The sequence below is a fragment of the Kluyvera sp. STS39-E genome (assembly GCF_040932435.1).
In the GTDB taxonomy this organism is placed as follows: domain Bacteria; phylum Pseudomonadota; class Gammaproteobacteria; order Enterobacterales; family Enterobacteriaceae; genus Kluyvera.
In genome coordinates this window covers 146655-170009 of the sequence record NZ_JBFQGA010000009.1, presented here as the reverse complement: position 1 = coordinate 170009, position 23355 = coordinate 146655, and the positions used below count along the sequence as shown (strand labels likewise).

Genomic DNA, 23355 nt, shown 5'->3' with positions numbered 1-23355 from the left:
TGGATCCTAATTTACTGGAAACGACGACGAGCGTTAGCTTCACGTGCTGCGCGCGCAACTTCAACCGAAACCACGCGACGCCCGACGGGCCACAGCGCGATAGCAGCAATTTTAAAGTTTGCGATGCCCACAGGGATGCCAATAATGGTCACGCACTGCGCGATGCCCGCCACGATGTGCATCAGGCACAACCACCAGCCGAAAAGCACAAACCAGAGAATATTGAGCAGCGTACCGCCAGCATTCATGATGCCGCTTTTCGCGCCTGGATCGAGTTCATCAACATGTACGGCCTCATTGCCGTATGGCAGCAGCGACAGCTTGGTGATTTCCCAGCATGAGCGCGTGAGCGGCAGTGTGATAATTAAAACGATGCTGAACAGCGTTGCCAACAGCCAGCCCAGCGTTGTCAGAAAACCACCTAAAACAAAATTCAAAATATTCAGAACAGTACGCATAAAACCTCTGTGCAGTGCTGAGAAAAATAAGACCTGATGATTGTAACGTTTTTTTACGCTGGAGCACCTATTCTCTGGCGGTTACACTGTGAGATATCGAAAAAAGTCAGGACTCGGCATGACATGGAATTAAAAGCAACGACGCTGGGCAAGCGCATGGCGCAGCATCCCTACGACCGGGTTGAGATCCTCAATGCGGGTGTCAGGGTCTCCGGCCCACAGCATGAATATCTTATTCCTTTTAATCAGCTCATAAACATCAACTGCAAGCGCGGGCTGGTGTGGGGTGAGCTGGAATTTGTTCTGCCTGAGGATAAAGTCGTACGCCTGCACGGAACGGAGTGGGTCGATACGCAGCGTTTTCATCGTCATCTCCACGCCTTGTGGCAGGAATGGAGCGCAGAAATGAGCAACATTGCCGCCGAGCTTCTCCAGTCGCAGCTGGCGATTATTGCGGGCAGCAACGTCGAAACGCAGTGGCTAACTCGGCAAAAAGCGCAGGCTATCCGCCAGCAGATCATCACCGCGCTTGAAGGTTTACCGCTGCCAACGCGCCGTCTTATGGAATTTGATAATTGCCGTGATGCTTGGCTGGAGTGTCAAACTTGGCTGGCCGATAAAGATAGCGGCAGGGTGAAACACAACCAACGCTATACCGAAACCATGCTCGCTGAGTACAGCGAATTCTTTGATCGGATTGAATCTTCACCGCTGAATACCTCTCAGGCTCAAGCGGTGGTGAATGGCGAACGATCGCTATTGGTACTTGCAGGTGCCGGCAGTGGCAAAACCTCCGTGCTGGTGGCTCGTGCCGGTTGGCTGCTGGAGCGCGGTGAAGCTTCTGCTTCGCAAATTTTGCTACTGGCGTTTGGCCGTAAAGCGGCGCAAGAGATGGATGAGCGCTTGCAAGAACGATTGCACACCGATGCCATTACCGCCAGAACCTTCCATGCTCTGGCGCTATCTATCATCGAGCAGGGCAGTAAAAAAGTGCCGGTGGTCAGCAAGCTGGAAAATGATGCCCCTGCACGTCATACCCTATTTACCGAATGCTGGCAGGCCCAGTGCCGTGAGAAAAAGGCCCAAGCGAAAGGTTGGCGGCTTTGGTTACAAGAAGAACTGGGCTGGGATGTTGATGATGAGGCCTTTTGGGAAAACGAAAAGATCAAAAAACGGATGGGCAGCCGACTGGATCGCTGGGTAAGCCTTATGCGAATGCACGGCGGTACGCAGGCAGAGATGATTGCCGCTGCGCCAGAAGAGGTGCGCGATCTCTTCGGCAAACGTATCAAACTGATGGCCCCGTTGCTCAAAGCGTGGAAAACCGCGTTGAAAGAGGAGGGCGCGGTCGATTTCTCGGGGCTTATTCATCAGGCCATCATCATTTTGGAGAAAGGGAAGTTTGTCAGTCCGTGGAAGCACATCTTAGTGGATGAATTCCAAGACATCTCTCCGCAGCGTGCGGCATTGTTGGCCGCGCTGCGTAAGCAGAATTCGCAAACCTCGCTTTATGCCGTGGGGGATGACTGGCAGGCGATTTACCGGTTTAGCGGCGCACAGCTATCGCTTACCACCGCGTTCAACCACTATTTTGGTGAAGGGGATAACTGCGCGCTGGACACCACCTACCGCTTTAATAGCCGTATTGGCGAGATAGCCAACCGCTTTATTCAGCAAAACCCGCATCAATTGAACAAACCGCTTAACAGCCTGAGCGCCGGGGATAAAAGCGCCGTGACGCTGCTGGAAGACGACAAGCTGGATGATTTGTTTGATAAGCTCAGCGGCTACGCGACGCCAGAGCAGCGGATCTTGGTGCTCGCTCGCTACCATCATCTTAAGCCCGCAGCGCTTGCCAAGGCCGCGACCCGCTGGCCAAAATTGCATATCGATTTTATGACGATCCATGCCAGCAAAGGGCAGCAGGCGGACTACGTCATTGTGGTTGGTCTTCAGGAAGGATTCGATGGTTTCCCGGCACCGGCCAGAGAGTCAATTATGGAACAGGCACTGCTGCCTGAGCCGGAAGATTTCCCTGATGCCGAAGAGCGGCGTTTGCTTTACGTGGCAATCACCCGCGCGAAATTGAGAGTCTGGCTACTGTTTAATAAGGCTAAACCGTCACCGTTTGTTGAAATTTTAAAACAGCTGTCGGTCCCGGTTGCGCGTAAGCCGTAAACTGAACCGGCATCGCAGCAGCGGTGCCGGTATTCTCAGCGAATTACTTCAACCGTTCAGAAAGGTAGCGCTGGTAGTCAGGGATCAGAATATCGACAGGCTTGCCGAATTCAGGTGACTGGATAATAAAATCAGCGGTGGAGGCATTAGTGGCAACCGGAATGTTCCATACGGTCGCGAGGCGCAGCAGCGCTTTTACATCCGGATCGTGGGGAACGGCGTTAAGCGGATCCCAGAAAAAGATCAGGATATCAATTTTACCTTCCGAAATGAGCGCACCAACCTGCTGGTCGCCGCCCATCGGGCCGCTCAGCAGTGCCTGTACTTCCAGCCCCGTTGCCCGCTGCACCAGATTACCGGTGGTGCCGGTGGCTGACAGCGTATGCTGAGCCAGACATTCCTTATGGCGTTGCACCCATTTCATCAGCATGTCTTTGCAGTGGTCGTGTGCGACCAGCGCGATGTGTTTGCGTGCCGCGAGGGTGCGAGTCGTGAGTTCCATAAACATTCCCTAAGTGTGAGATCCAGACAGATTACTGCAAGAGAATCAGGCTGCAAGCCCTGATTGGCAAAAATTTGACGCGCGACATTGGCGGACTCGCTTACACTTAATCAAAAGGCTTGGAGGATAATGATGACTGAAAATGAAATTGCCAGTATTTTGACCACGACCCGCACCATTGCGCTGGTGGGAGCCAGCGATAAACCCGACCGCCCGAGCTATCGGGTGATGAAATATCTGTTGGATCAGGGCTATCACGTGATCCCCGTTTCACCCAAAGTGGCTGGTGGTACGCTGCTTGGGCAAAAGGGCTATGCCACCCTTGCGGATATACCTGAGAAAGTCGATATGGTGGACGTTTTTCGTAATTCTGAAGCGGCGTGGGGCGTGGCGCAGGATGCCATTGCCATTGGCGCCAAAACGCTGTGGTTGCAGCTTGGCGTAATCAATGAACAGGCCGCCGTGCTGGCGCGTGATGCGGGGCTGCATGTGGTGATGGATCGCTGCCCAGCGATTGAAATACCGCGGCTTGGTCTGGCTAAGTAATAAAAAACCCCGCATAGCGGGGTTTTTTCATTGAACAGGGCGGCTAGTTGCGCAGCCGCGGTGCCTGTAGCTGTCGGCGAATGGTGCGGGCCAGTTCATCCATCGTAGGTTGTTCAGGATGATCTTCACGTGGCTCACTGCTTAACTGCGCTTCGGCCAGATAAGTGTGCATCGGCTGGCCGTCATCGTCTTCCATCACCACGTGATACCAAGGCAACGCACGAAGTTCATCGTTAGCCGCCAGCTCATCGGGTTCTGGATCGTCAAGCGAGTAAACCGGGTCGATATCCACCACCACACCCAGATAGCCCAACAGAGAATGACGCACCTGTTGGCCAATACCGAATTTGCTGGTAATCATCATATACACCTCCCGGGAAACAGCGCCTCATACACACTCTCTATATATAGACACCATTTCGCTTTTCAAGTTACATGACGCGGCAGGCAAACCCTTTCAAATAGAGCCCTTCCGGGTACGTCGCAATCACAGGATGATCGGCTGCCTGACGGAACTGCTCTATAAATTGTACATCACGACCGGCATCTACAGCGGCATCGGCGATGATTTTCTGGAATAAATCGGTGGTCATCAGGCCAGAACAAGAGAAAGTCAGCAGCACGCCACCCGGGTTCAGCAGCTGGATAGCCAGCATATTGATGTCTTTATAACCACGGCAAGCGCCCATCAGCTGGCTCTTGTTCTCAACAAATTTCGGTGGGTCCATGACGATGACGTCAAATTTTTCACCCTGGTCGCGATATTTGCGCAGCAGTTTAAATACGTCATCGCGCACGAACTCCGCTTTGCTCAGGTCGAGTTTGTTCAACTCTACGTTCTGGCGAGCAATGTCCAGCGCTTCCTGAGAGGTATCGACGCTGGTGACCTGGCTGCATCCGCCCATCAGCGCGGAAACGGCAAAACCGCCGGTGTAGGAGAAACAGTTGAGGACGCGTTTGTTCTCGACATAGCGGCGGGTTGCCAGACGGCTATCGCGCTGATCAAGATAGTAGCCGGTTTTGTGGCCGCCCTGAATGTCTACCAGCAGCTTCATCCCGTGCTCTTCAATCGGCAGCAGCGTTGGCGGCAATTCGCCAGTGACCGGCCCCTGAGTGAGCTCCATCCCTTCTTTTTTACGCACGGCGACGTCGCTGCGATCGTAAATAGCGCACTCTGGATAGAGAGTTTGTAAAGCGCTGATAAGCGGCGCACGCTGATATTCAGCACCGGCGCTCAGCAGCTGCAGTACGAGGAACGAACCAAAGCGGTCGATGGTCACGCCCGGCAGACCATCAGACTCACCGGCAATGAGACGGTAGCTGTCCAGCCCGTCTTTTTGCGCCAGCCAGTCGCGCCAGCTTTGCGCCTGCTGCAGACGGCGAACGAAGAAGTCGATGTCGATGCTTTCTTTAGCGTCAAACGTCCAGACGCGGGCACGGATCTGCGATGCCGGAGAATATGCGCCGCGGGCTAACCATTTACCCTGATGGTCCACAATATCAATGGTCTCACCGAGACTGGCTTTGCCTTCCATGCGGGCGACCGCACCGGAAAAGACCCAGGGATGACGGCGCAGTAATGATTTTTCGCGCCCTTTGGCTAACACTAAACGTACACTCATAGTTTTTCTATCTGGCTATTTGAAGGAATCAGGCTGCATTTTCCCGACTTCCCCGCACAAATGCAACGAACGACGGAAGAATGTGGCGGTGATTACCGTTACAGTGTCTTGATGAAGTGAAAACATAACGGGGAAAAGCGACATGGAAAAATGTGTTATTTGTTGGGTTTACGGCCAGGTTCAGGGCGTGGGCTTTCGCTATTTTACCCAGCAGGAGGCAAAGCGGCTTGGGCTTTGCGGCTATGCGAAGAATCTCGATGATGGCAGCGTTGAAGTGTTGGCCTGCGGGGATGATGAGCAGGTTGAAAAACTGTTAGCGTGGCTAAAGGCCGGTGGGCCGCGCAGCGCTAGGGTTGATAAAGTTCTGAGTGAGCCTCATCAACCCGAAAAAGCGTGGAGCAACTTTAGTATTCGCTATTAAATACACTTCACCGGTTTTGGCAGGCCGGCAATTTTTGTCGCCTGTTTGGCCGGGCCTTTTGGGAACAACCGATAAAGATAGCGGCTGTTGCCTTTCTCTTCGCCGAAGGTATTCGCCATTGCCTTCACCAGCATACGGATGGCCGGTGAGGTATTAAATTCCAGATAGAAATTACGCACGAAACGAACCACTTCCCAGTGTTCAGGGCTCAGTTCAATCCCTTCACGTTCTGCAATCGCCGCTGCCAGCCCTTCGCTCCACAGCGTGGTATCTTTGAGATAGCCTTCGCTATCGGTTTCAATTTCGGTATTTTCGTAGATAAGCATAATTTTTCACATCACAAACAGATGCCGGGAAGTGTAGCAAATAAAAAGGCCCCGCATAAGCGAGGCCTCGATACTGCATGTTGAGCGGGTTAGTCGCGGCTAGCGAAGCCCAGGATGCTCAGCAGACTGACGAAGATGTTGTACAGCGACACGTAAAGGCTCACCGTCGCGCGGATGTAGTTGGTCTCGCCACCGCGGATAATGTTGCTGGTCTCAAACAAGATAGCGCCTGAGGAAATCAGGATGAACACGGCGCTAATTGCCAAGTGCAATGCCGGCAACTGCAGGAAGATGTTCGCCACCATACCAATCAGCACCACCACGATACCTGCCATCAGCATACCGCCGAGGAAGGACATGTCTTTACGGGTGGTCAGCACGTAGGCTGAACAGCTGAAGAACACCAGCGCCGTACCGCCTAACGCCATGCCGATGACGTCGCCCATGCCCGCAGACAGGTAGGCGTTAAGGATTGGCCCCAAGATGTAACCCAGGAAGCCGGTGAATGCGAACGCGGACAGAATGCCGACCGGCTTGTCTGCCGTTTTATGGGTCAGGAACATTAAACCGTACATACCCACCAGCGTCAGGATTAACCCCGGCGACGGCAGCATTAACACGGTGCTGGCTGTTGCTGTAATGGCGGAAAACGCCAGCGTCAGGCTCAACAGAAAATAGGTATTACGCAGGACTTTGTGGGTGCTCAATAGCGATGAGCGGTCACGCGATGATGTAATTATACGTTCCATAAGTCACTCTCTTTATGACAGATGTTAATAGTGACGTAGCATAAGAAAAGTTGCTTTTATTCCCTAATGTTTTTACCCATCTTTACTCTGCCTAACAGGGGGATTCCTGCCCGGTCACAGAATCCTCGCTAAAGTGGTAAAGAGCGAGATCAATCTCTTATAGGTTGTTGAAAAAACTTGCGTAATTTCATATCCGTGCCAAGAGTGAAGAGGGTAAAAACAACAAGGCAATGGAAATGAAATTACAAAAATATAACTACATCACGATGGTCATTCTGGCGATGGGAATGGCTGGGGCAGCGCAGGCCGCAAACGTCCCTCAAGGCACTGAGCTTGCCGAGCAGCAAACGCTGGTCCGCAGCAACGGCAATGAACCGGCCTCACTGGATCCTCATAAAGTAGAAAGTGACGTTGAATTTAACATTATCAGCGATCTGTTTGACGGGCTGGTGGCGGTGAAAGGCGATGGCAGTATTGAGCCACGTCTGGCGCAATCATGGGACAATAAAAATAACACCGTTTGGACATTCCACCTACGTCCGGGGATAACCTGGGCCGACGGCTCGGCGATTACCGCACAGGATGTCGTCTGGAGCTGGCAGCGACTGGTCACCCCGGCCACCGGTTCACCGTATGCAAGCTATCCAGGCAATATGCATATTGTTAACGCCGCAGATATTGCGCTAGGCAAAAAAGATCCCGATACCCTCGGTGTGAAGGCGCTGGACGACACGACGCTGGAAGTCACCCTCACGCAGCCCACTTCATCATTCCTTGCAATGCTGGCGCACCCATCGCTGGTGCCGCTGGATAAAGTGCTGATTACGCGTTACGGCGATAAGTGGGTTAAACCCGAACATTTTGTTGGCAGCGGCGCCTACAGTCTGACCGACTGGGTCGTTAACGAACGTATTGTTGCCACACGTAACCCGCGTTACTGGGACGACAAACATACGGTCATCAACAAAGTGACTTATCTGCCGATTCGCTCTGAAGCCTCTGACGTAAACCGCTATAAAGCCGGTGAAGTTGATATCGTCTACACGCTGCCGATTAACCAGTTCAGCCAGTTGAAAAAGACGCTGGGCGACGAGGTCGATGTCTCTCCGCAGCTGGCAACCTATTATTACGAATTCAACACCACCCGCGCGCCGTTTAACGATGTCCGCGTGCGCCGAGCGCTGAATATGGCGCTGGATAAAGACATTATCGCTGAGAAGGTGATGGGGCAGGGACAGCGTCCTGCGTGGGTCATCAGCCAACCTGAAATCGGCGGTATCAAGCTCCACGGCCCTGACTACGCCTCCTGGCCGCGCGATAAGCGTCTAGCGGAAGCGAAGAAACTGCTGGCCGAGGCCGGATTTAACGATGCGCATCCGCTATCGTTCAATCTGCTGTATAACACCTCCGAGTCGCATCAGCGCGTGGCGATTGCCGCGGCATCGATGTGGAAGAAAAATCTCGGCGTTGAAGCGAAGTTGCAAAACCAGGAGTGGAAAACCATGCTGGATGCGATGCATACTGGCAGCTTCGATGTGGTGCGCTATGCCTGGATTGCCGATTACGATGATGCTTCTACCTTCCTGAACACCTTCCGTACCGGCGACAGTGAGAACACGGCAAAATACAGCAACCCGGATTATGACGAGGCGCTGCGAGATGCCGCGAAGGCACCAGATTTAGCGCAGCGGGCGAAGGATTATCAGAAAGCGGAAGATATGCTGGGGCGCGATGTGCCGGCCATTCCAGTTTATCACTACGTACGCACGCACTTAGTGAAGCCGTGGGTAGGTGGATTTGCACCTGATAGACTCGGTTATTACTACACCAAAGATATGTACATCAAAAAGCACTAGGCAGAAAAAGGCGGCTAAAGCGCTGTAAAACTAGCCGTTTTGTTGTTTTTTCAGACGAACAACAACTTTTTGGCTGTTTTTCAGGCAAACGAACGTATTGGTGCTTTACAGGTCCGTTCGGGATGTTTATAGTGCGCCTCATTGGAAGCGTGGCCGAGCGGTTGAAGGCACCGGTCTTGAAAACCGGCGACCCGAAAGGGTTCTAGAGTTCGAATCTCTACGCTTCCGCCAAATAAGAAAAGGGGTTACCGAAAGGTAACCCCTTTTTGCTTTGGGCGTTGGTATATTTCTCGTTTTAATCTCCCTCATCAGTTATTCCTTTTGTCTTTGCTGTTACCTCCAAATCTGAAATCGCCTTAGCCTTTCTATCATGAGATGTTCCAAGGATCTTTTTGCCCAATTTTAGTCCTACTGATTTCTTGGCATCATTGCACTAGGGGTTAAACGTTTTACGGTTCACTCATCCCCCTGATGGGCTAGGGACTACAAACCCAGTGGCAAGGCCTCCAGCTAAATGCGCTAGCTTTACCACGCAGGAACGCTGGGACGAATAAACAACGGCAACCGAAAACGAGACGCTTAAACAACACCGGGCAGTCGCACAGGCGCAATGGATTATGACTGCGATGCACATCTCGGCATGTAACAATTTTAAAACATTTCCTATGAGACATGTGTTTTTATATGTCATCTAAGTAATGCTTGCGTCAGTCAGTGTGGATTTATATCTCTGTAAGTCATCGGGTATCAATATTATTTAATTTTTTGTAATTACATAAAAAAAATGGTTTGAAAATTCTGAAAATGTCTTCGCAAGACCATACATACTTAATCTTGAGGGGGGCGACTTAATCTTTTGTAAAACAAGGTTTTTTTTAACTAGAATGCTTCTTTATGCATTTTTTGCAGATTAAATGGCTACTATCTTTCAATGGGTTATTTTATTATCAATATGTTTATATTGTGTTAATTATTTTACTTGATCAACATTTAATTCTAATTGATATTTATTCCATGGTTTTTAATCTTGGTTTTGTGTAAATAATAAAATATTACATTGACGTTTGTGTCTGATTGATAACTTGTTTGGTCATTTGTAGAATCGCCGAAAATCAACATCAGAGATGTATCGTAGATAGGAGGACTTTATTTCATGAAGATGATGCCTATGACGCTAATTATTAATGCCATTAGGTGGATGCAAGGTGTTTTAGTATAGCGTTGATTTTCACCTTACGTTAAATTCATTAGCGTTATTTAATTTTTAGATGGAATTATGCACGTTTAAATCATGCATTGATTAACATTGTTTATGTTTTGAAATATCACATATCTAAACTTGGTGGATGTTCTTACGACCTTTTTATTAAAGGTGGCGGGTTTTTATTGTGAAAAGGAAATGTTTTTCTCTTCCTATAAATTGCATCCTTCTGATAAATACATGAATGCTTCCCATCATATTGGGCGGGGGTTCTACTATATTAGCTGGGTAAAAATGTCTACACATCCTAAAATGCTGGCACTATTAATTGCGTTAAACTCGAATTCTCTGTACGCAGCCATTCTTCTGGATGACACAGCCTTTCCAACTTCAGAGATTTCATCTGAACAGGATGACGTCATCATTACTACGGTAAACCCAATTTCAGAAATTAATATATCTAAAAAAGATAGATTTGGTTTGAAGGCGCATAATAATAGCATGGAGTTATCAGGTCCGGGGGTCTATATGATCAACTCAGACTGGGATGCTCCATTCTATCAGTACAGCGCAATAAGTTTAAGCAATACTGATTTTAAGTCTTATAGCTCACTAGAGATAAACACTTTTGGCGGAATAGGCATCAGGAGTTATGGGAGTGTGAAGGGGTTATTTGACAATGATTTGATCATCAGAAATCACTCTCTCAATGAAAGCGGTTATGAAGGCACTCCAAAATTTGTGGGGATAAGGTCGGTGAGCGAGTTGATTTATGGGCCATCTGAGCTAATTTTTAATAAGGGTGTTTCAATTTTATCAAATGCGCCAAAGTCATATGGAATTTATATTCAAAATGGTGCCTATGCAACGACAGATTTAGATCATCTCATTTTTAATGACATTGTTAATATTGTATTTGGCGGTGAGGACAGTATTGGCGTTTATGCTGAAGATAGAGTGGGAATAAGGCGATTTGGTTTCCTTTCCGGGTTGAGTGATAATATTGATTATATTTCTTTTAAAAACGGATTGAACGTGAATGTGGCCAATGGGTATGCAATTAAGACTACGTTGGCCGGTTCCGCAATCAGTGTTGCCGGTAAAAGTAATATCGTCGGTGATATTTATGCAGGGAATGATGGCTTAATTGAATTAATGTTGACATCCCAGTCATCGGTGGTTGGTAATATGAATAACCACAATGAAGACTACAGTATAAATGGGAGGATTAACGTTTCGTTATCCGAAGGCAGTGTGTGGTCAAATCAGGGCGATTCATTTATTAACGATTTGCTATTGAATAATAGCGTGTTGAATTTCTTACGAAGTGATGACCGATTTAATACCGTTGTTGTTGAAGGCGATTTTTTAAGTCACAACGGTGTAATTAATTTCAATACTGTACTGGGTAGCGACAACTCAGCAACAGATAAGTTAATTATCAAAGGCAACACTGCAGGAAACGCGACAGTTTATGTTAATAATGTGGGTGGTCAGGGGGCTGAAGTCATCAATGGTATAGAACTGATTCATGTTGATGGAGATTCAGCCGGTGAATTCATACAAGGGGGGCGTATTGTTGCGGGCGCATGGGATTATAGCCTCAGGCGTGGTTATGGTTCGAATGACAAGAATTGGTATTTGGTTAATAACAGCATTGCTCCTATGCCACAGCCACAACCAACTCCTAACGCTCGTCCTGAAGGGGGGAGTTATATAGCGAACCTAGCCGCAGCCAACAGACTGTTCAACGTCCGCCTGCACGATCGCAGCGGTGAAACCTGGTATCAGGATCCGGTCACCGGTGAAGCCCAGGTCACGAGCCTTTGGCTCCGCCAGGTCGGTTCACACAGTAAATTCCGGGACGGCAGCGGTCAACTGAAAACTCAAGGCAACAGCTATGTCGCACAACTGGGCGGTGATTTGGCCCAATGGTCTACCAACGGTTCGAATGAGGGGCATCTGGGCCTGATGGCCGGCTATGCTAATAGTCATAGCTCCACCACTTCTTCTCGCACCGGTTATGGCTCAAAAGGTTCCCTAAACGGTTACAGTATCGGAATGTACGGGACCTGGTTTGAGGACAAGAAAAACGATGCTGGCCTTTATCTCGACAGCTGGCTGCAGTATAGCTGGTTTAATAACAGCATCAGCGGTGAAGGGCTGTCGAGTGAGTCCTACAAGTCAAAAGGGCTGACAGCCTCGATGGAAACCGGCTACACCCAAAAACTTGGTGAGATCGCTGGCAGCCATGGCAGTGTGAATGAGTGGTTTATTCAGCCCCAGGCTCAGCTCACCTGGATGGGCGTGAAATCTGATGATCATCGTGAAACGAACGGGACAGTAGTAAAAGGACAGGGTGACGGTAATGTTCAGACTCGTTTGGGAGTGCGGACGTTCCTAAAAGGCCATCACGCCATGGATGCCGGCACTGGGCGTAGCTTTGAGCCATTCGTGGAGGCAAACTGGTTGCATAACAGCCGCAGCTTTGGCTCCACGATGGATGGTACCCGCATCCACCAGGCTGGCTCTCGTAATCTGGGAGAAGTTAAAGCTGGTGTAGAAGCGAAGCTGAGTCACAGCCTTAACCTGTGGGGGAATGTCGGGACGCAATTAGGTACCCGCGGCTACATGGATAGCAGTGCCATGGTTGGTGTCAAAATTAACTTTTAACGAAACGAACTCTGCGCTGCCAGAAAAACTGTTAGCACCTCCTTTTGTGGCAAATCTCCCATGATTTACGCCTAAAAAGACCAAAACCCGTCCCGACGGGTTTTCTATCTATGAAATGAATAAGTTAACCGATACCCTGAGCATCACTGACGGCGCTCAGGGTGACAAAAAGCGAGTTAAGAAAATCCTACTGGAAACGTAGGAAAGCACGGATGACTGGTTTTATTCATTCGACGTCGAAACAGGGCTGTAGCGAGGGGGATCACCTGCTCAGGACCATGTCGTAATTCGATGTGTTGTCCTCAATTCGTGGAATGCAAGAACCGGTCTAATCATAGAAAACTGAGGGCAGCAGAAAATGATCACGTGCAAAAAATAAAATTAACTTACTGTTATTAATATGATTTTGATTAAAAAGGCCACCTTCAGGTGGCTATTTTCATGGGGCAGCAGGAAGTCAAAACAATCAAAAAATAGTGGATTCAATCGCCTCCGAACTAATTCAGTGAGAAGTTTTACGGGTCTTACGAGCTATTACTAATGGTCGCACTTGGCTTTAATATCCCCGACAAAAGCGCTAACGGCATCTTGCGACACGTTATTGGAGTTCGTTCTGTTTATAGTCATATATGCTTTTGTACCATCAGTTGAAATCTGCCATGTCTGGATAGTAAGGCCGAGGTCTGTATTGTACGTTCCTATCATCGCTGTGGGACTGACTACGGTGTAGGTCATGATGCTATCTGTGACAGATGGGGCTTTCTTATCAATATTGAGGACAAATACTTTTCCAGTAAAACCATCTTTTTTAAAATCATATTGGTTGTACTGCTGGGAGCCTACACCGCTAAGATTTCCGACAACCCAGCATCCTGCATTAGCGGAAGCAGCAACCAGTCCTAGTAAGATTCCTAGTAAACATTTATTTAACATACTTAAATTTCCCTAAACCATATCGGATGATTGATATCTGTGGGGAAATAATACACGTATCCAATTTTTGATAAAGGTGGCCCAACGGTAGTTGCAGCGAAAGAGATAATCATGGCAAAGGGCGTCAGCCCGGCTGTCTGCTATGGAAGGCGGTCGTCGTTAACATTATCATGAAAATGATATTTATTTTCATTTGTGAATTGTTTCCGGAATATCGGTGCGCTACGGGGCAGCGTTCGCGCAGATTCTTGATGTCATCGTGACGTATGCCGTGACTGAATGTCCCTGAGAGTGCTGCGGACTGATGAGGCAAAAAAGTCGGGTTCAGAAATACATACCCTGCTGTAATCAGGCAACGGACCCGACAGAACACTTTCACCTGTCGTCGGAGGATTGCTAGCGAAGAATGGTGTCAAAGCGGTCCTTCTTATTACCTTTCCCCCTAAAATAAAAACCTAATAACGGATAGGTCTTTTGGCCTTCTATATATTGATTTGAATCAACATAAGATCATTACGCTAACCATTGTCCATGAAATTTAACTTATTCGATATAAATGTTCGCTTAATGTACTGCGCATGGTCTGATTGGCTGGGTAATCAGTACAATTTACTATTGGCTATCGGTAGAAAATTCTTAAAACAATAACTGAAACAGATAAAAGATCGGTATATTTGATCTTGGGTCGATCATTATTCTATTATCGAGTTTAAATCACTTTCATCTGAAAAGTGTGGACAGCGATAAACCGAGGGATGATGAGATGGCTGATAGTTTCCAGAATGAAGTGCCAAAGGCACGTATCAATCTAAAGCTTGACCTGCATACGGGAGGTGCTAGCAAGAAAACTGAACTCCCCCTGAAATTACTTGTGGCGGGCGATTTCAGTAATGGTCAGGAATCTGCGCCACTATCGGAGCGTGGAAAAGTTAATGTAAATAAAAACAACTTTGACGCGGTGTTGTCAGAATATTCCCCAAGCGTCGACCTTACCGTTAAAAACACCCTTGCCGATGACGGCAGCGAAGACAGCATCAGTCTGACCTTCCAAAGCATGAAGGACTTCTCCCCAGAACAAGTCTCCCGGCAAATCCCTCAGTTGAAGGCCATGCTCTCCATGCGCAATTTGCTCCGCGATCTCAAGGCCAATCTTCTTGATAACCAGGCTTTCCGTAAGGAACTGGAAAAAATCCTGCTGGACCCGGCATTAAGCGCAGAACTCCGTGCCGAGCTGTCTGCTCTGGCCCCGAAACAGCCATAACGGTCACGATGATTTAACGGATTAAAAAGGAATATGCTGATGTCTGTAAAAAATGAGAATGCCGCGGCTGGCGAGAGTGTGGTGCTTGAACGTCCTGCTGCAGGTAGCGTGTATGCGTCCCTGTTTGAAAAGATCAACCTGAACCCAGTCTCTGAGCTGAGCGCGTTGGATATCTGGCAGGATGCACAGGCGATGTCGGATGCAACTGCGGATGAACGTTTAACGGCAGGAATGCAGGTGTTCCTAGAATGCCTGACAAAATCGGGGTCCAAAGTTGAAAAGCTCGATAAAACGCTGATTGATCAGCACATCGCGGAGCTGGACTACCAGATTAGCCGCCAGTTGGACGCGGTAATGCACAGCGAAGAATTCCAGGCGGTAGAAAGCTTGTGGCGTGGCGTGAAATCGCTGGTGGATAAAACCGATTTCCGCCAGAACGTGAAGGTTGAGCTGCTGGACATGTCTAAAGAAGACCTGCGTCAGGACTTTGAAGATAGCCCGGAAATCATCCAGAGCGGTCTGTATAAACACGCCTATATTGATGAGTATGATACCCCTGGCGGAGAGCCCATTGCCGCACTGATCTCCGCTTACGAGTTTGATGCCTCTGCGCAGGATATTGCTCTGCTGCGTAATATCTCAAAAGTCTCTGCCGCAGCGCACATGCCGTTTATCGGCTCTGCCGGGCCGAAATTCTTCCTCAAAGATACAATGGAGGACGTAGCAGCGATCAAGGATATCGGTAACTATTTTGACCGCGCGGAGTACATCAAGTGGAAATCATTCCGCGAAACGGATGATGCTCGCTATATCGGTCTGGTGATGCCGCGCGTGCTTGGCCGTCTGCCTTATGGTCCAGATACCGTGCCGGTGCGCAGCTTTAACTATGTTGAAGAGGTGAAGGGTCCGGATCACGACAAATACCTGTGGACCAATGCTTCATTTGCTTTCGCGTCCAACATGGTGCGCAGCTTCATCAACAATGGCTGGTGTGTTCAGATCCGTGGGCCGCAGGCTGGTGGTGCCGTTCAGGATTTGCCTATCCATCTGTACGATCTGGGCACTGGCAATCAGGTGAAAATTCCGTCTGAAGTGATGATCCCAGAAACCCGCGAATTTGAATTTGCGAATCTCGGTTTTATCCCGCTGTCCTACTATAAGAACCGCGATTTTGCCGCATTCTTCAGCGCAAATTCCGCCCAGAAACCCGCGCTTTACGATACCGCCGATGCTACGGCAAACAGCCGAATCAATGCGCGTCTGCCATATATCTTCCTACTGTCACGTATTGCCCATTATCTGAAGCTTATTCAGCGCGAAAACATCGGAACCACCAAAGACCGTCGTCTGTTGGAGCTGGAACTCAACACGTGGGTGAAAAGTCTGGTCACCGAAATGACCGATCCCGGCGATGAGCTACAGGCGTCGCACCCGCTTCGCGATGCCAAAGTGGTGGTCGAGGATATCGAGGACAACCCAGGCTTCTTCCGCGTGAAGCTGTATGCGGTACCGCATTTCCAGGTCGAGGGGATGGACGTCAATCTGTCGCTGGTTTCCCAGATGCCTAAAGCCAAGTCGTAAGGCGAGGGGAAATCAGGGATGAAAATTTTTCGCCCACTTTGGGAGGACGGGGCCGCTCTGGCCCCGCAACAGTTCCAGCAGCAGGCCCGTTGGGATGCTTATGTTGCTGATATGGTCGCCCGGATGGCAATTTCCCATCCTTGGGGCGTGGCAAATGCAGAATTTGACGATGCCGCTCTCGCATTGTCGCGCCTCAATGCCACCCGCTTGGTGGTCCGGTTTCAGGACGGAACCCTTGTTGATACGGATTTGGCAGATAATCTTCCGCCGGTTTGTGATTTATCCGCCGCAAGCGGCTCTGAGTCTGTTGACGTGGTTGTCGCGCTGCCGCTACTGAGTGCCAGTGGTGGCAATCTTGATAACGGGCAGGACAGCGAACGTCCGCGCCGCTGGAAAGCGCAACGGGTAGTGGTGCAGGAGCTGGCCGGACATGAAAGCGGGGAGCTGGCCATTCTGCGTCATGCCATGACGCTGCGTTTGTCCACGCAGGAAAACACCGCATATCTGACCTGTCCGGTGGCCCGATTAGCACGTAACGCGCAGGGGCTGTGGAGCCGCGATCCTTCCTTTATTCCACCGATGCTCTCCGTTGCAGCAAGCCCTTCGCTGGTCACCGAACTGGGCGATCTGCTGGTCCGCCTGCAGGCTCGACGTAAACGCCTGATGGCGATGCGGCGCGAAAGCAACGAACGTCTGGCCGATTTTGCGGTGGCCGATGTTTCGCTGTTCTGGCTTCTCAATGCCCTGAACAGTGCCGAGCCGGTGCTGGCCGAACTGCTACAGACTCCGAATCGTCACCCGGAACTGCTCTACCGCGAACTGACTCGCTTGGCCGGCAGTTTGCTGACTTTTTCCCTAGACAACGATGCCGGGAATATCCCCGCTTATCAGCATGATGCACCTGAGCATGTGTTCCCGCCGTTACTGACACTGCTTGATAAGTTGCTGGAAGCCAGCCTGCCATCCCGGGTTATCAGTATCCAACTTGAGCAGCAAGAACAGCTCTGGAAAGGCTCTCTTCACGATGCGCGTCTGCGCGAAGGCGCCGATTTCTACCTTTCCGTGCGTTCTTCTATGCCAAATCATGAGTTGCAGACGAAATTCCCACTGTTGTGCAAGGCGGGCAGCCTTGAAGATGTATCGGATGTGGTGAATGTGGCGCTGAGCGGAATGGTAATCAAACCGCTGGCGCATGTGCCTGCGGCGATCCCTTTGCGTCTTGAGAATCAGTATTTCTCACTGGATCTAAGCTCGGAAGCGGCCCGTAGCATGCTGGAAATGGGCAGTTGCACCTTCTACACCCCGCGTTCATTGGGGGATGTGAAACTTGAGCTCTTTGCGGTGCTGCGCACATGAATAAATCCACTCTCAGTCAAATTGAACAGATTTTTTATCCGGGTTGGCTGATGGTCAGCCAACTGCGCGGCGGGCAGGAAGTCCAGGATGGGGAGGGGCTCTATCGCCGGGCTCGCCGTCTGGTACAGGAAGTGCGTGCCTCGCTTTCAGATGCCGGTTATAGCGACATCTGCCGAGACCACATGGTATACGCCCTGTGTGCCCTGCTTGATGAGAGCGTCCTCAACCGGGGAACCACGGACGACGGCTACCTGATTTGGCGGCGAGACCCGCTGCAGGCGCATTTTTTTGGCACCTTAAATGCTGGGGAAGAACTGTGGGAACGGATCCGCAATCTGCTAAAAGAGTCCGCGCCGGACACCGCAGTACTGACCTGCATGTACCGTACCCTCCAACTGGGATTTGTTGGCCAGTATCGTGCGCAGGATGACGAGCGTCGAGAGGATGTGGTTCGTGCGCTGGCTGAACGGGTGCCCGCATTTACCCTTGCTCAGGATGCACCGATTGTCGTCAGAGCATCTCGCCTGCGCGGCGGTCGTCGTCTGTACTGGCTCTCTTGGATTATCGGGGCGGCTGCTCTGGCGGCGCTGTGGTTCTTCCTCTCATCCTCCCTCACTGAACTGGTGAGCCAGACGATCAGGCTGGGGTAAACGATGCGTGATGTTTACCGGATCCTGCTAACCGTGCTCGCGGGCGTGCTGGCGATGTGGCTTATCCTAGGCTTCTGGCCGCTGTCGGTCGGGAGTCGTGTGGCGCTCAGCCTGCTGGTTTTACTGATCTGCGGGGCGATGCTCTGGCATCAACAGCGGGCATCCCAGCTACGGGCACAGGCGCTCATGGAGATGATGGACGAAAGCCTGCCCCCGGAAGATTTTCAGGGCGCGGTTATTTTGGCGTGCGGCGATAACGGCGCGCTGTTTGCTGAGTCTGCCCAGCATCGTGAAACCCGACAGGGCTGGTATGTGCGGATAAAAGATGCAGAGCAACTGCCGTTGCTTGCCCTGCACCTGAGTCAGATTCGTCCGGCGCTGGTGTCACAAATCTCTGTGCTGTTGGCGGTGGTGCCAGAGCAGCACACATCCACTGATGATTTTACACAGGCTTTACGAGGCTGGCAGCGTGCTGTCGTTCAATGCCGCGCGGCATTTGGCGCGCTTCCCCCGCTGTGGGCCGTCACCTGGCTGTCGCCGCCATCTGTCTGTTCTGACGTCGAGCCGGTTTGGTTTACCACGGTCAGCCAGCGAGCGGGTATCCAGGTGTATCAGCCAGGCCAAGGCAATTTGCCACTGGCAGATTGGGCCCGGGAAACAACTGCGGACGTGCGGCTTTCCCGTCTGAGCCAAGGGTTATGGCTTGAGAGTGGACTCACTTGGCTCCACAGCGCGGTTAGCAGCCTGCTGTCGGTGCGCCAGGGGGAATTGCCTGCCCTGAAACTCTGCGTTCAGGCGCTGTGTATGGTGCCAGTTAACGGCGTCGCCGGTAACCTTTGGCAGCAACATATTGCTTCTGTCACCGCACTACCGCCGGACGCCGCTAGGAACGGTGAGCCTTTACCGCTACCGGAATTGCTGCTGCCCGCGCTGCCACGCCGTCGTGGCGTCAGCCGGCGTATGGTGTTCTGGCGCTATATCGGGTTGACGGGGGGCATTTTCCTTGCGCTGGCGATGCTAGCCTCTTGGGTGAACAACCAGCGACTCATCCGCAATGTGGGCGATCATCTGGCCTTATACCACCACCTCACTGGCACACCGGCTGCACCCAAAATCCTTGCCCAGCAGCGGCTACGTGCCGACGGCGCTCTCTTGGACGACTGGCTGCGTCGCGGCGAGCCTATACGCTATCGACTGGGGCTGTATCAGGGGCTACGCCTGATACCTGCAGTGGAAGCTGCGGTGAACGACTGGGCACCACCACCACCTCCGCCTCCGGTTATCAAAAAGATTATCCAGGGGCCGAAGACTATCCGCCTCGACAGCATGTCGCTGTTTGATTCCGGCAAATCAACGCTGAAAGCCGGGTCAACCAAAATGCTGGTGAACTCGCTAGTCGGCGTTAAGGCGAAACCGGGCTGGCTGATTGTCGTGTCCGGCCATACCGATAACACCGGCAACCCGAAGCTCAACCAGATGCTGTCCCTGAAGCGTGCAGAAGCGGTGCGCGACTGGATGCGTGATACCGGTGATGTGCCGGAAAGCTGTTTTGCGGTGCAGGGCTATGGCGAAAGCCGCCCAATCGCAACCAATGATACGCCGGATGGCCGTACGCTAAACCGCCGTGTCGAAATCAGTCTGGTACCACAGGCCAACGCCTGCCAGATACCGGGCAATCCCAAAGCGTCATCGCAGGATGATGACGTCTCACAACACAATGGAGAGTAATTCCATGGCAATTCCTGTTTATCTTTGGCTGAAAGACGACGGTGGCGCAGACATTAAAGGGTCTGTGGACGTTCAGGATCGCGAAGGCAGCATTGAGGTGGTGGCTCAGGAACATAATCTGTACATCCCGACCGATAACAACACCGGCAAGCTGACGGGCACCCGCATCCACACGCCGTTCCTGTTCACCAAGGAAATCGATTCGTCCAGCCCGTACCTGTACAAGGCGGTGACCACCGGGCAGACCCTCAAGTCCGCGGAATTCAAGTGGTACAGAATCAACGATGCTGGCCAAGAAGTGGAGTACTTCAACACCAAACTGGAAAACGTGAAAGTGGTGAAAGTGAACCCAGTGATGCACGACATCAAGGATCCTTCTTACGAGAAGCACAACCACCTTGAGCGCATTGAACTGCGTTACGAAAAAATCACCTGGACCTACAAAGACGGCAACATCATTCATTCCGATTCTTGGAACGAACGCGCCACGGCGTAAACCGCAGGCGGGCAGAGTTTTCTGTCCGCTTTTTTTGCTGAGCGTCTGTTAATGCGGGCGCTCAGCAAAAAACCTCACAATTTGTCCGCTCAACCACATGCGCTTTGGTCCCCGTTACGGGAAACAGCGATGGGCGGTAGCGTGCCCGGAAGCCATCAAGAGAGAAAAAAATGGAAAACCCAGCCATCCTGTTACGACGTCTGAATCCGTACTGTGCCCGCGCGATGGAAGGGGCTGCTTCACTCTGTCAGACCCGCGCCCATGCTGAAATTCTGCCAGAACACTGGCTGCTAAAACTGCTGGAGCAGGGCGAGGGCGATCTTATCGTGCTGGCACGTCGCTACGAGTGGGATATGGACAGCCTCTGGCAGGATTTATTGGGCTGGCTCGATAAACAACCGCGCTCAGTACGCCACCGTCCACAGCTCTCGGAGAACAGCCAGAAGCTAATGCAGGAAGCCTGGTTGCTTGCCTCACTGGCTGGCGAAGAACAGATCCGAAGTCATCATCTGCTGATGGCCCTAGCCGAGAAACAAAACCTAGTGCGCTGTGATGGTCTGTGGCCTTTGCTGACACTGGGGCAGAGTCAGTTGGAGCGCCTACGTCCGTTGCTTGATGCGCAGTCAGATGAACGCCCGGAAGTGCAACTGGAGGCGAAACTGGCGCACAGCCACGGTGGAGACGTGGAGTTCGTCGGCCGTCCCGTCGGCGCGGAGGTAAAAGAGGGGGAACTCAGTCCGGCACTGCAGAACGCGCTGGATAAATTTACCCTCGATGTCACCGCGAAAGCGAAGGAAGGAAAAATCGACCCGGTATTTGGTCGTGATACCGAAATTCGCCAAATGGTGGATATTCTTTCCCGTCGCCGCAAGAACAACCCGATCCTAGTCGGTGAGCCGGGCGTTGGAAAAACTGCGCTGGTGGAGGGACTGGCGCTGCGCATCAGCGAGGGCAACGTGCCGGAAAGCCTGAAAACGGTGGTATTGCGTACTCTCGACCTTGGTCTGCTGCAGGCGGGGGCCGGCGTGAAAGGGGAATTTGAACAGCGCCTGAAAAACGTGATTGATGCCGTACAGCAGTCACCGGTGCCCATTCTGTTATTTATCGACGAAGCCCACACCATTATCGGTGCGGGCAATTCAGCCGGTGGCGCGGATGCTGCAAACCTGCTGAAACCAGCACTTGCCCGCGGTGAACTTCGCACCATCGCCGCAACCACCTGGTCCGAATACAAACAATATTTCGAGCGTGATGCCGCGCTGGAACGCCGCTTTCAGCGGGTGTTGGTTGATGAACCCGACGACGATACCGCCTGCCTGATGCTGCGTGGCCTGAAATCCCGCTATGCCGAGCACCATGGTGTGCATATCACCGACGATGCGGTACGTGCTGCCGTGACATTGTCGCGTCGTTATCTCACCGGGCGACAGTTACCTGATAAGGCGGTTGATTTGCTCGACACCGCAGCCGCCCGTGTGCGCATGAGCCTCGATACCGTACCGGAAGAGATTACCCGCCTGAAAGCGCAGATGATAGCACTGACGCTGGAAGAACAGGCGCTACTGGAAGACATTGCCGCCGGAAGCAACAGACATGGCGAGCGCCTGAACATAATTGAGCAACAGCGCGCTGGGCTTGAAACCACTCAGCAGCAGCAGGAAGAACGCTTCGGGCAGCAGAAAGACATTGCCCTGCAACTGATGGACTGCCGCCAAGACATCAGCCGTCAGGCGGATATTAATGACCTGCAACAACAACTGAATAGCGCGCAGCAGGATGACGTGCTGATTCAGATAGATGTTGATACCCGCACCGTTGCCAATGTGATTGCAGACTGGACCGGTGTGCCTTTATCTTCCCTAATGAAAGACGAACAAACCGAACTGCTGATGCTGGAGGCCGAAATCGGCAAGCGTGTGGTTGGTCAAGATGCTGCCCTCAATGCGATAGCGCAGCGTCTGCGTGCGGCCAAAACCGGCCTGACTTCAGAAAACGGTCCTCAGGGCGTGTTCCTGCTGGTTGGCCCTAGCGGCGTAGGGAAAACGGAAACCGCACTGGCGCTGGCTGATGTGATGTACGGCGGCGAGAAGTCGCTCATTACCATCAACCTCTCCGAATACCAAGAACCGCACACCGTTTCCCAACTGAAGGGCTCACCCCCTGGCTATGTCGGTTACGGGCAGGGCGGCATTCTGACCGAAGCGGTCCGCAAACGTCCGTACAGCGTGGTGCTGCTGGATGAAGTGGAGAAAGCACACCGCGATGTGATGAACCTGTTCTACCAAGTATTCGACCGGGGCTTTATGCGCGATGGCGAAGGCCGCGAAATCGACTTCCGCAACACCGTCATTCTGATGACCTCCAACCTTGGCAGCGACCATCTGATGCAGTTGCTAGATGAACAGCCGGATGCAACCGAAGGCGACCTGCACGAACGGCTGCGCCCGATACTGCGTGAGCACTTCCAGCCCGCGCTGTTGGCCCGTTTCCAGACTGTGATTTACCGTCCGCTGAGTGAGCCCGCGATGCGTACCATCGTGGAAATAAAACTCGGCCAGGTCAGCCAGCGCTTGAATCGCCATTACGGGCTGACGACGCATATTGGCGAAAGCCTGTATGACGCACTGACCGCTGCCTGCCTGCTACCCGACACCGGCGCACGTAACGTCGACAGCCTGCTCAACCAGCAAATTCTGCCGGTGCTGAGCCAGCAACTGCTGGCCCATATGGCGGCGAAGCAGAAGCCCGCTTCTTTAACTCTGGGATGGAGTGAGGAAGAGGGCATAGGGCTGGAGTTTGATTAACAGGCTTGGCTAAA

Annotated in this window: 19 protein-coding genes and 1 tRNA gene; 13 read left to right on the top strand and 7 right to left on the bottom strand. The window is 51.7% G+C overall.

The window, feature by feature from the left end:
• Positions 1-11: 11 nt before the first annotated feature.
• On the bottom strand, positions 12-458 hold the full coding sequence (locus AB4K05_RS19765) for a YccF domain-containing protein (RefSeq protein ID WP_368481571.1): 447 nt from the start codon (positions 456-458) through the stop codon (positions 12-14).
• Between the two features lie 123 nt (positions 459-581).
• Between AB4K05_RS19765 and helD the strand changes: the two genes are divergently transcribed.
• Positions 582-2636, top strand: coding sequence for a DNA helicase IV (gene helD / locus AB4K05_RS19760; protein ID WP_368481570.1), 2055 nt, complete (start codon positions 582-584; stop codon positions 2634-2636).
• Positions 2637-2679: 43 nt separating this feature from the next.
• Here helD and mgsA read toward each other — a convergent pair whose 3' ends face one another.
• Positions 2680-3138, bottom strand: coding sequence for a methylglyoxal synthase (gene mgsA, locus AB4K05_RS19755; RefSeq protein ID WP_368481569.1), 459 nt, complete (start codon positions 3136-3138; stop codon positions 2680-2682).
• A gap of 132 nt (positions 3139-3270) precedes the next feature.
• Between mgsA and AB4K05_RS19750 the strand changes: the two genes are divergently transcribed.
• Positions 3271-3684, top strand: coding sequence for a CoA-binding protein (locus tag AB4K05_RS19750; RefSeq protein WP_368481627.1), 414 nt, complete (start codon positions 3271-3273; stop codon positions 3682-3684).
• Between the two features lie 43 nt (positions 3685-3727).
• Here the strand turns inward: AB4K05_RS19750 and hspQ are convergent, their stop codons facing one another.
• A complete protein-coding gene (hspQ, locus tag AB4K05_RS19745; protein WP_234501848.1) occupies positions 3728-4045 on the bottom strand; it encodes a heat shock protein HspQ in 318 nt (105 codons plus the stop codon).
• 70 nt (positions 4046-4115) lie between these two features.
• Positions 4116-5306 (bottom strand): 23S rRNA (cytosine(1962)-C(5))-methyltransferase RlmI, encoded by a 1191-nt coding sequence (gene rlmI / locus AB4K05_RS19740; RefSeq protein ID WP_368481568.1) that lies wholly within the window; start codon positions 5304-5306, stop codon positions 4116-4118.
• Between the two features lie 142 nt (positions 5307-5448).
• On the opposite strand from rlmI, the gene yccX reads away from it, so the two are divergent.
• Complete coding sequence (yccX, locus tag AB4K05_RS19735) at positions 5449-5727, top strand: acylphosphatase (RefSeq protein ID WP_368481567.1); 279 nt, start codon at positions 5449-5451, stop codon at positions 5725-5727.
• Here the strand turns inward: yccX and tusE are convergent.
• Together tusE and yccA are read right to left on the bottom strand one after the other, a co-directional pair.
• The gene (tusE, locus tag AB4K05_RS19730) at positions 5724-6053 is read right to left on the bottom strand and encodes a sulfurtransferase TusE (protein ID WP_368481566.1); all 330 of its coding nucleotides are present in this window, start codon (positions 6051-6053) and stop codon (positions 5724-5726) included. The genes yccX and tusE overlap by 4 nt on opposite strands.
• A gap of 89 nt (positions 6054-6142) precedes the next feature.
• Positions 6143-6802 carry an FtsH protease modulator YccA gene (yccA, locus tag AB4K05_RS19725; protein ID WP_368481565.1) on the bottom strand — a complete coding sequence of 220 codons (660 nt, stop codon included), beginning with the start codon at positions 6800-6802 and terminating at the stop codon, positions 6143-6145.
• A gap of 236 nt (positions 6803-7038) precedes the next feature.
• Here yccA and AB4K05_RS19720 point away from each other — a divergent pair, with 236 nt between their 5' ends.
• From AB4K05_RS19720 to AB4K05_RS19710, 3 genes are all read left to right on the top strand, one after another.
• Positions 7039-8658, top strand: a complete 1620-nt coding sequence (locus tag AB4K05_RS19720; protein ID WP_368481564.1) for an ABC transporter substrate-binding protein — start codon at positions 7039-7041, stop codon at positions 8656-8658.
• 143 nt (positions 8659-8801) lie between these two features.
• Positions 8802-8889 (top strand) — tRNA-Ser (locus AB4K05_RS19715).
• Between the two features lie 1168 nt (positions 8890-10057).
• Entirely contained in the window at positions 10058-12532 is a 2475-nt protein-coding gene (locus AB4K05_RS19710) for an autotransporter outer membrane beta-barrel domain-containing protein (RefSeq protein ID WP_368481563.1), read from the top strand.
• Positions 12533-13069: 537 nt separating this feature from the next.
• On the opposite strand, the gene AB4K05_RS19705 is transcribed toward AB4K05_RS19710, so the two are convergent.
• Positions 13070-13465: a hypothetical protein gene (locus tag AB4K05_RS19705; RefSeq protein WP_368481562.1), complete on the bottom strand. Its 396-nt coding sequence runs from the start codon at positions 13463-13465 to the stop codon at positions 13070-13072.
• A gap of 763 nt (positions 13466-14228) precedes the next feature.
• Here AB4K05_RS19705 and tssB point away from each other — a divergent pair.
• The 7 genes from tssB to tssH all read left to right on the top strand — a co-directional run bounded on the left by tssB (position 14229) and on the right by tssH (position 23341).
• Entirely contained in the window at positions 14229-14726 is a 498-nt protein-coding gene (tssB, locus tag AB4K05_RS19700) for a type VI secretion system contractile sheath small subunit (protein WP_368481561.1), read from the top strand.
• A 33-nt stretch (positions 14727-14759) separates the two neighbouring features.
• Positions 14760-16307, top strand: a complete 1548-nt coding sequence (gene tssC / locus AB4K05_RS19695) for a type VI secretion system contractile sheath large subunit (protein ID WP_368481560.1) — start codon at positions 14760-14762, stop codon at positions 16305-16307.
• Positions 16308-16325: 18 nt separating this feature from the next.
• Positions 16326-17663: a type VI secretion system baseplate subunit TssK gene (tssK, locus tag AB4K05_RS19690; RefSeq protein WP_368481559.1), complete on the top strand. Its 1338-nt coding sequence runs from the start codon at positions 16326-16328 to the stop codon at positions 17661-17663.
• Positions 17660-18313, top strand: a complete 654-nt coding sequence (tssL, locus tag AB4K05_RS19685) for a type VI secretion system protein TssL, short form (RefSeq protein ID WP_368481558.1) — start codon at positions 17660-17662, stop codon at positions 18311-18313. The genes tssK and tssL overlap by 4 nt, the downstream gene beginning before the upstream one ends.
• Positions 18314-18316: 3 nt before the next feature.
• Complete coding sequence (locus AB4K05_RS19680) at positions 18317-20041, top strand: OmpA family protein (RefSeq protein ID WP_368481557.1); 1725 nt, start codon at positions 18317-18319, stop codon at positions 20039-20041.
• A 4-nt stretch (positions 20042-20045) separates the two neighbouring features.
• Entirely contained in the window at positions 20046-20537 is a 492-nt protein-coding gene (hcp, locus tag AB4K05_RS19675) for a type VI secretion system effector Hcp (protein ID WP_368481556.1), read from the top strand.
• A gap of 170 nt (positions 20538-20707) precedes the next feature.
• The gene (gene tssH / locus AB4K05_RS19670; protein WP_368481555.1) at positions 20708-23341 is read left to right on the top strand and encodes a type VI secretion system ATPase TssH; all 2634 of its coding nucleotides are present in this window, start codon (positions 20708-20710) and stop codon (positions 23339-23341) included.
• Positions 23342-23355: the final 14 nt, after the last annotated feature.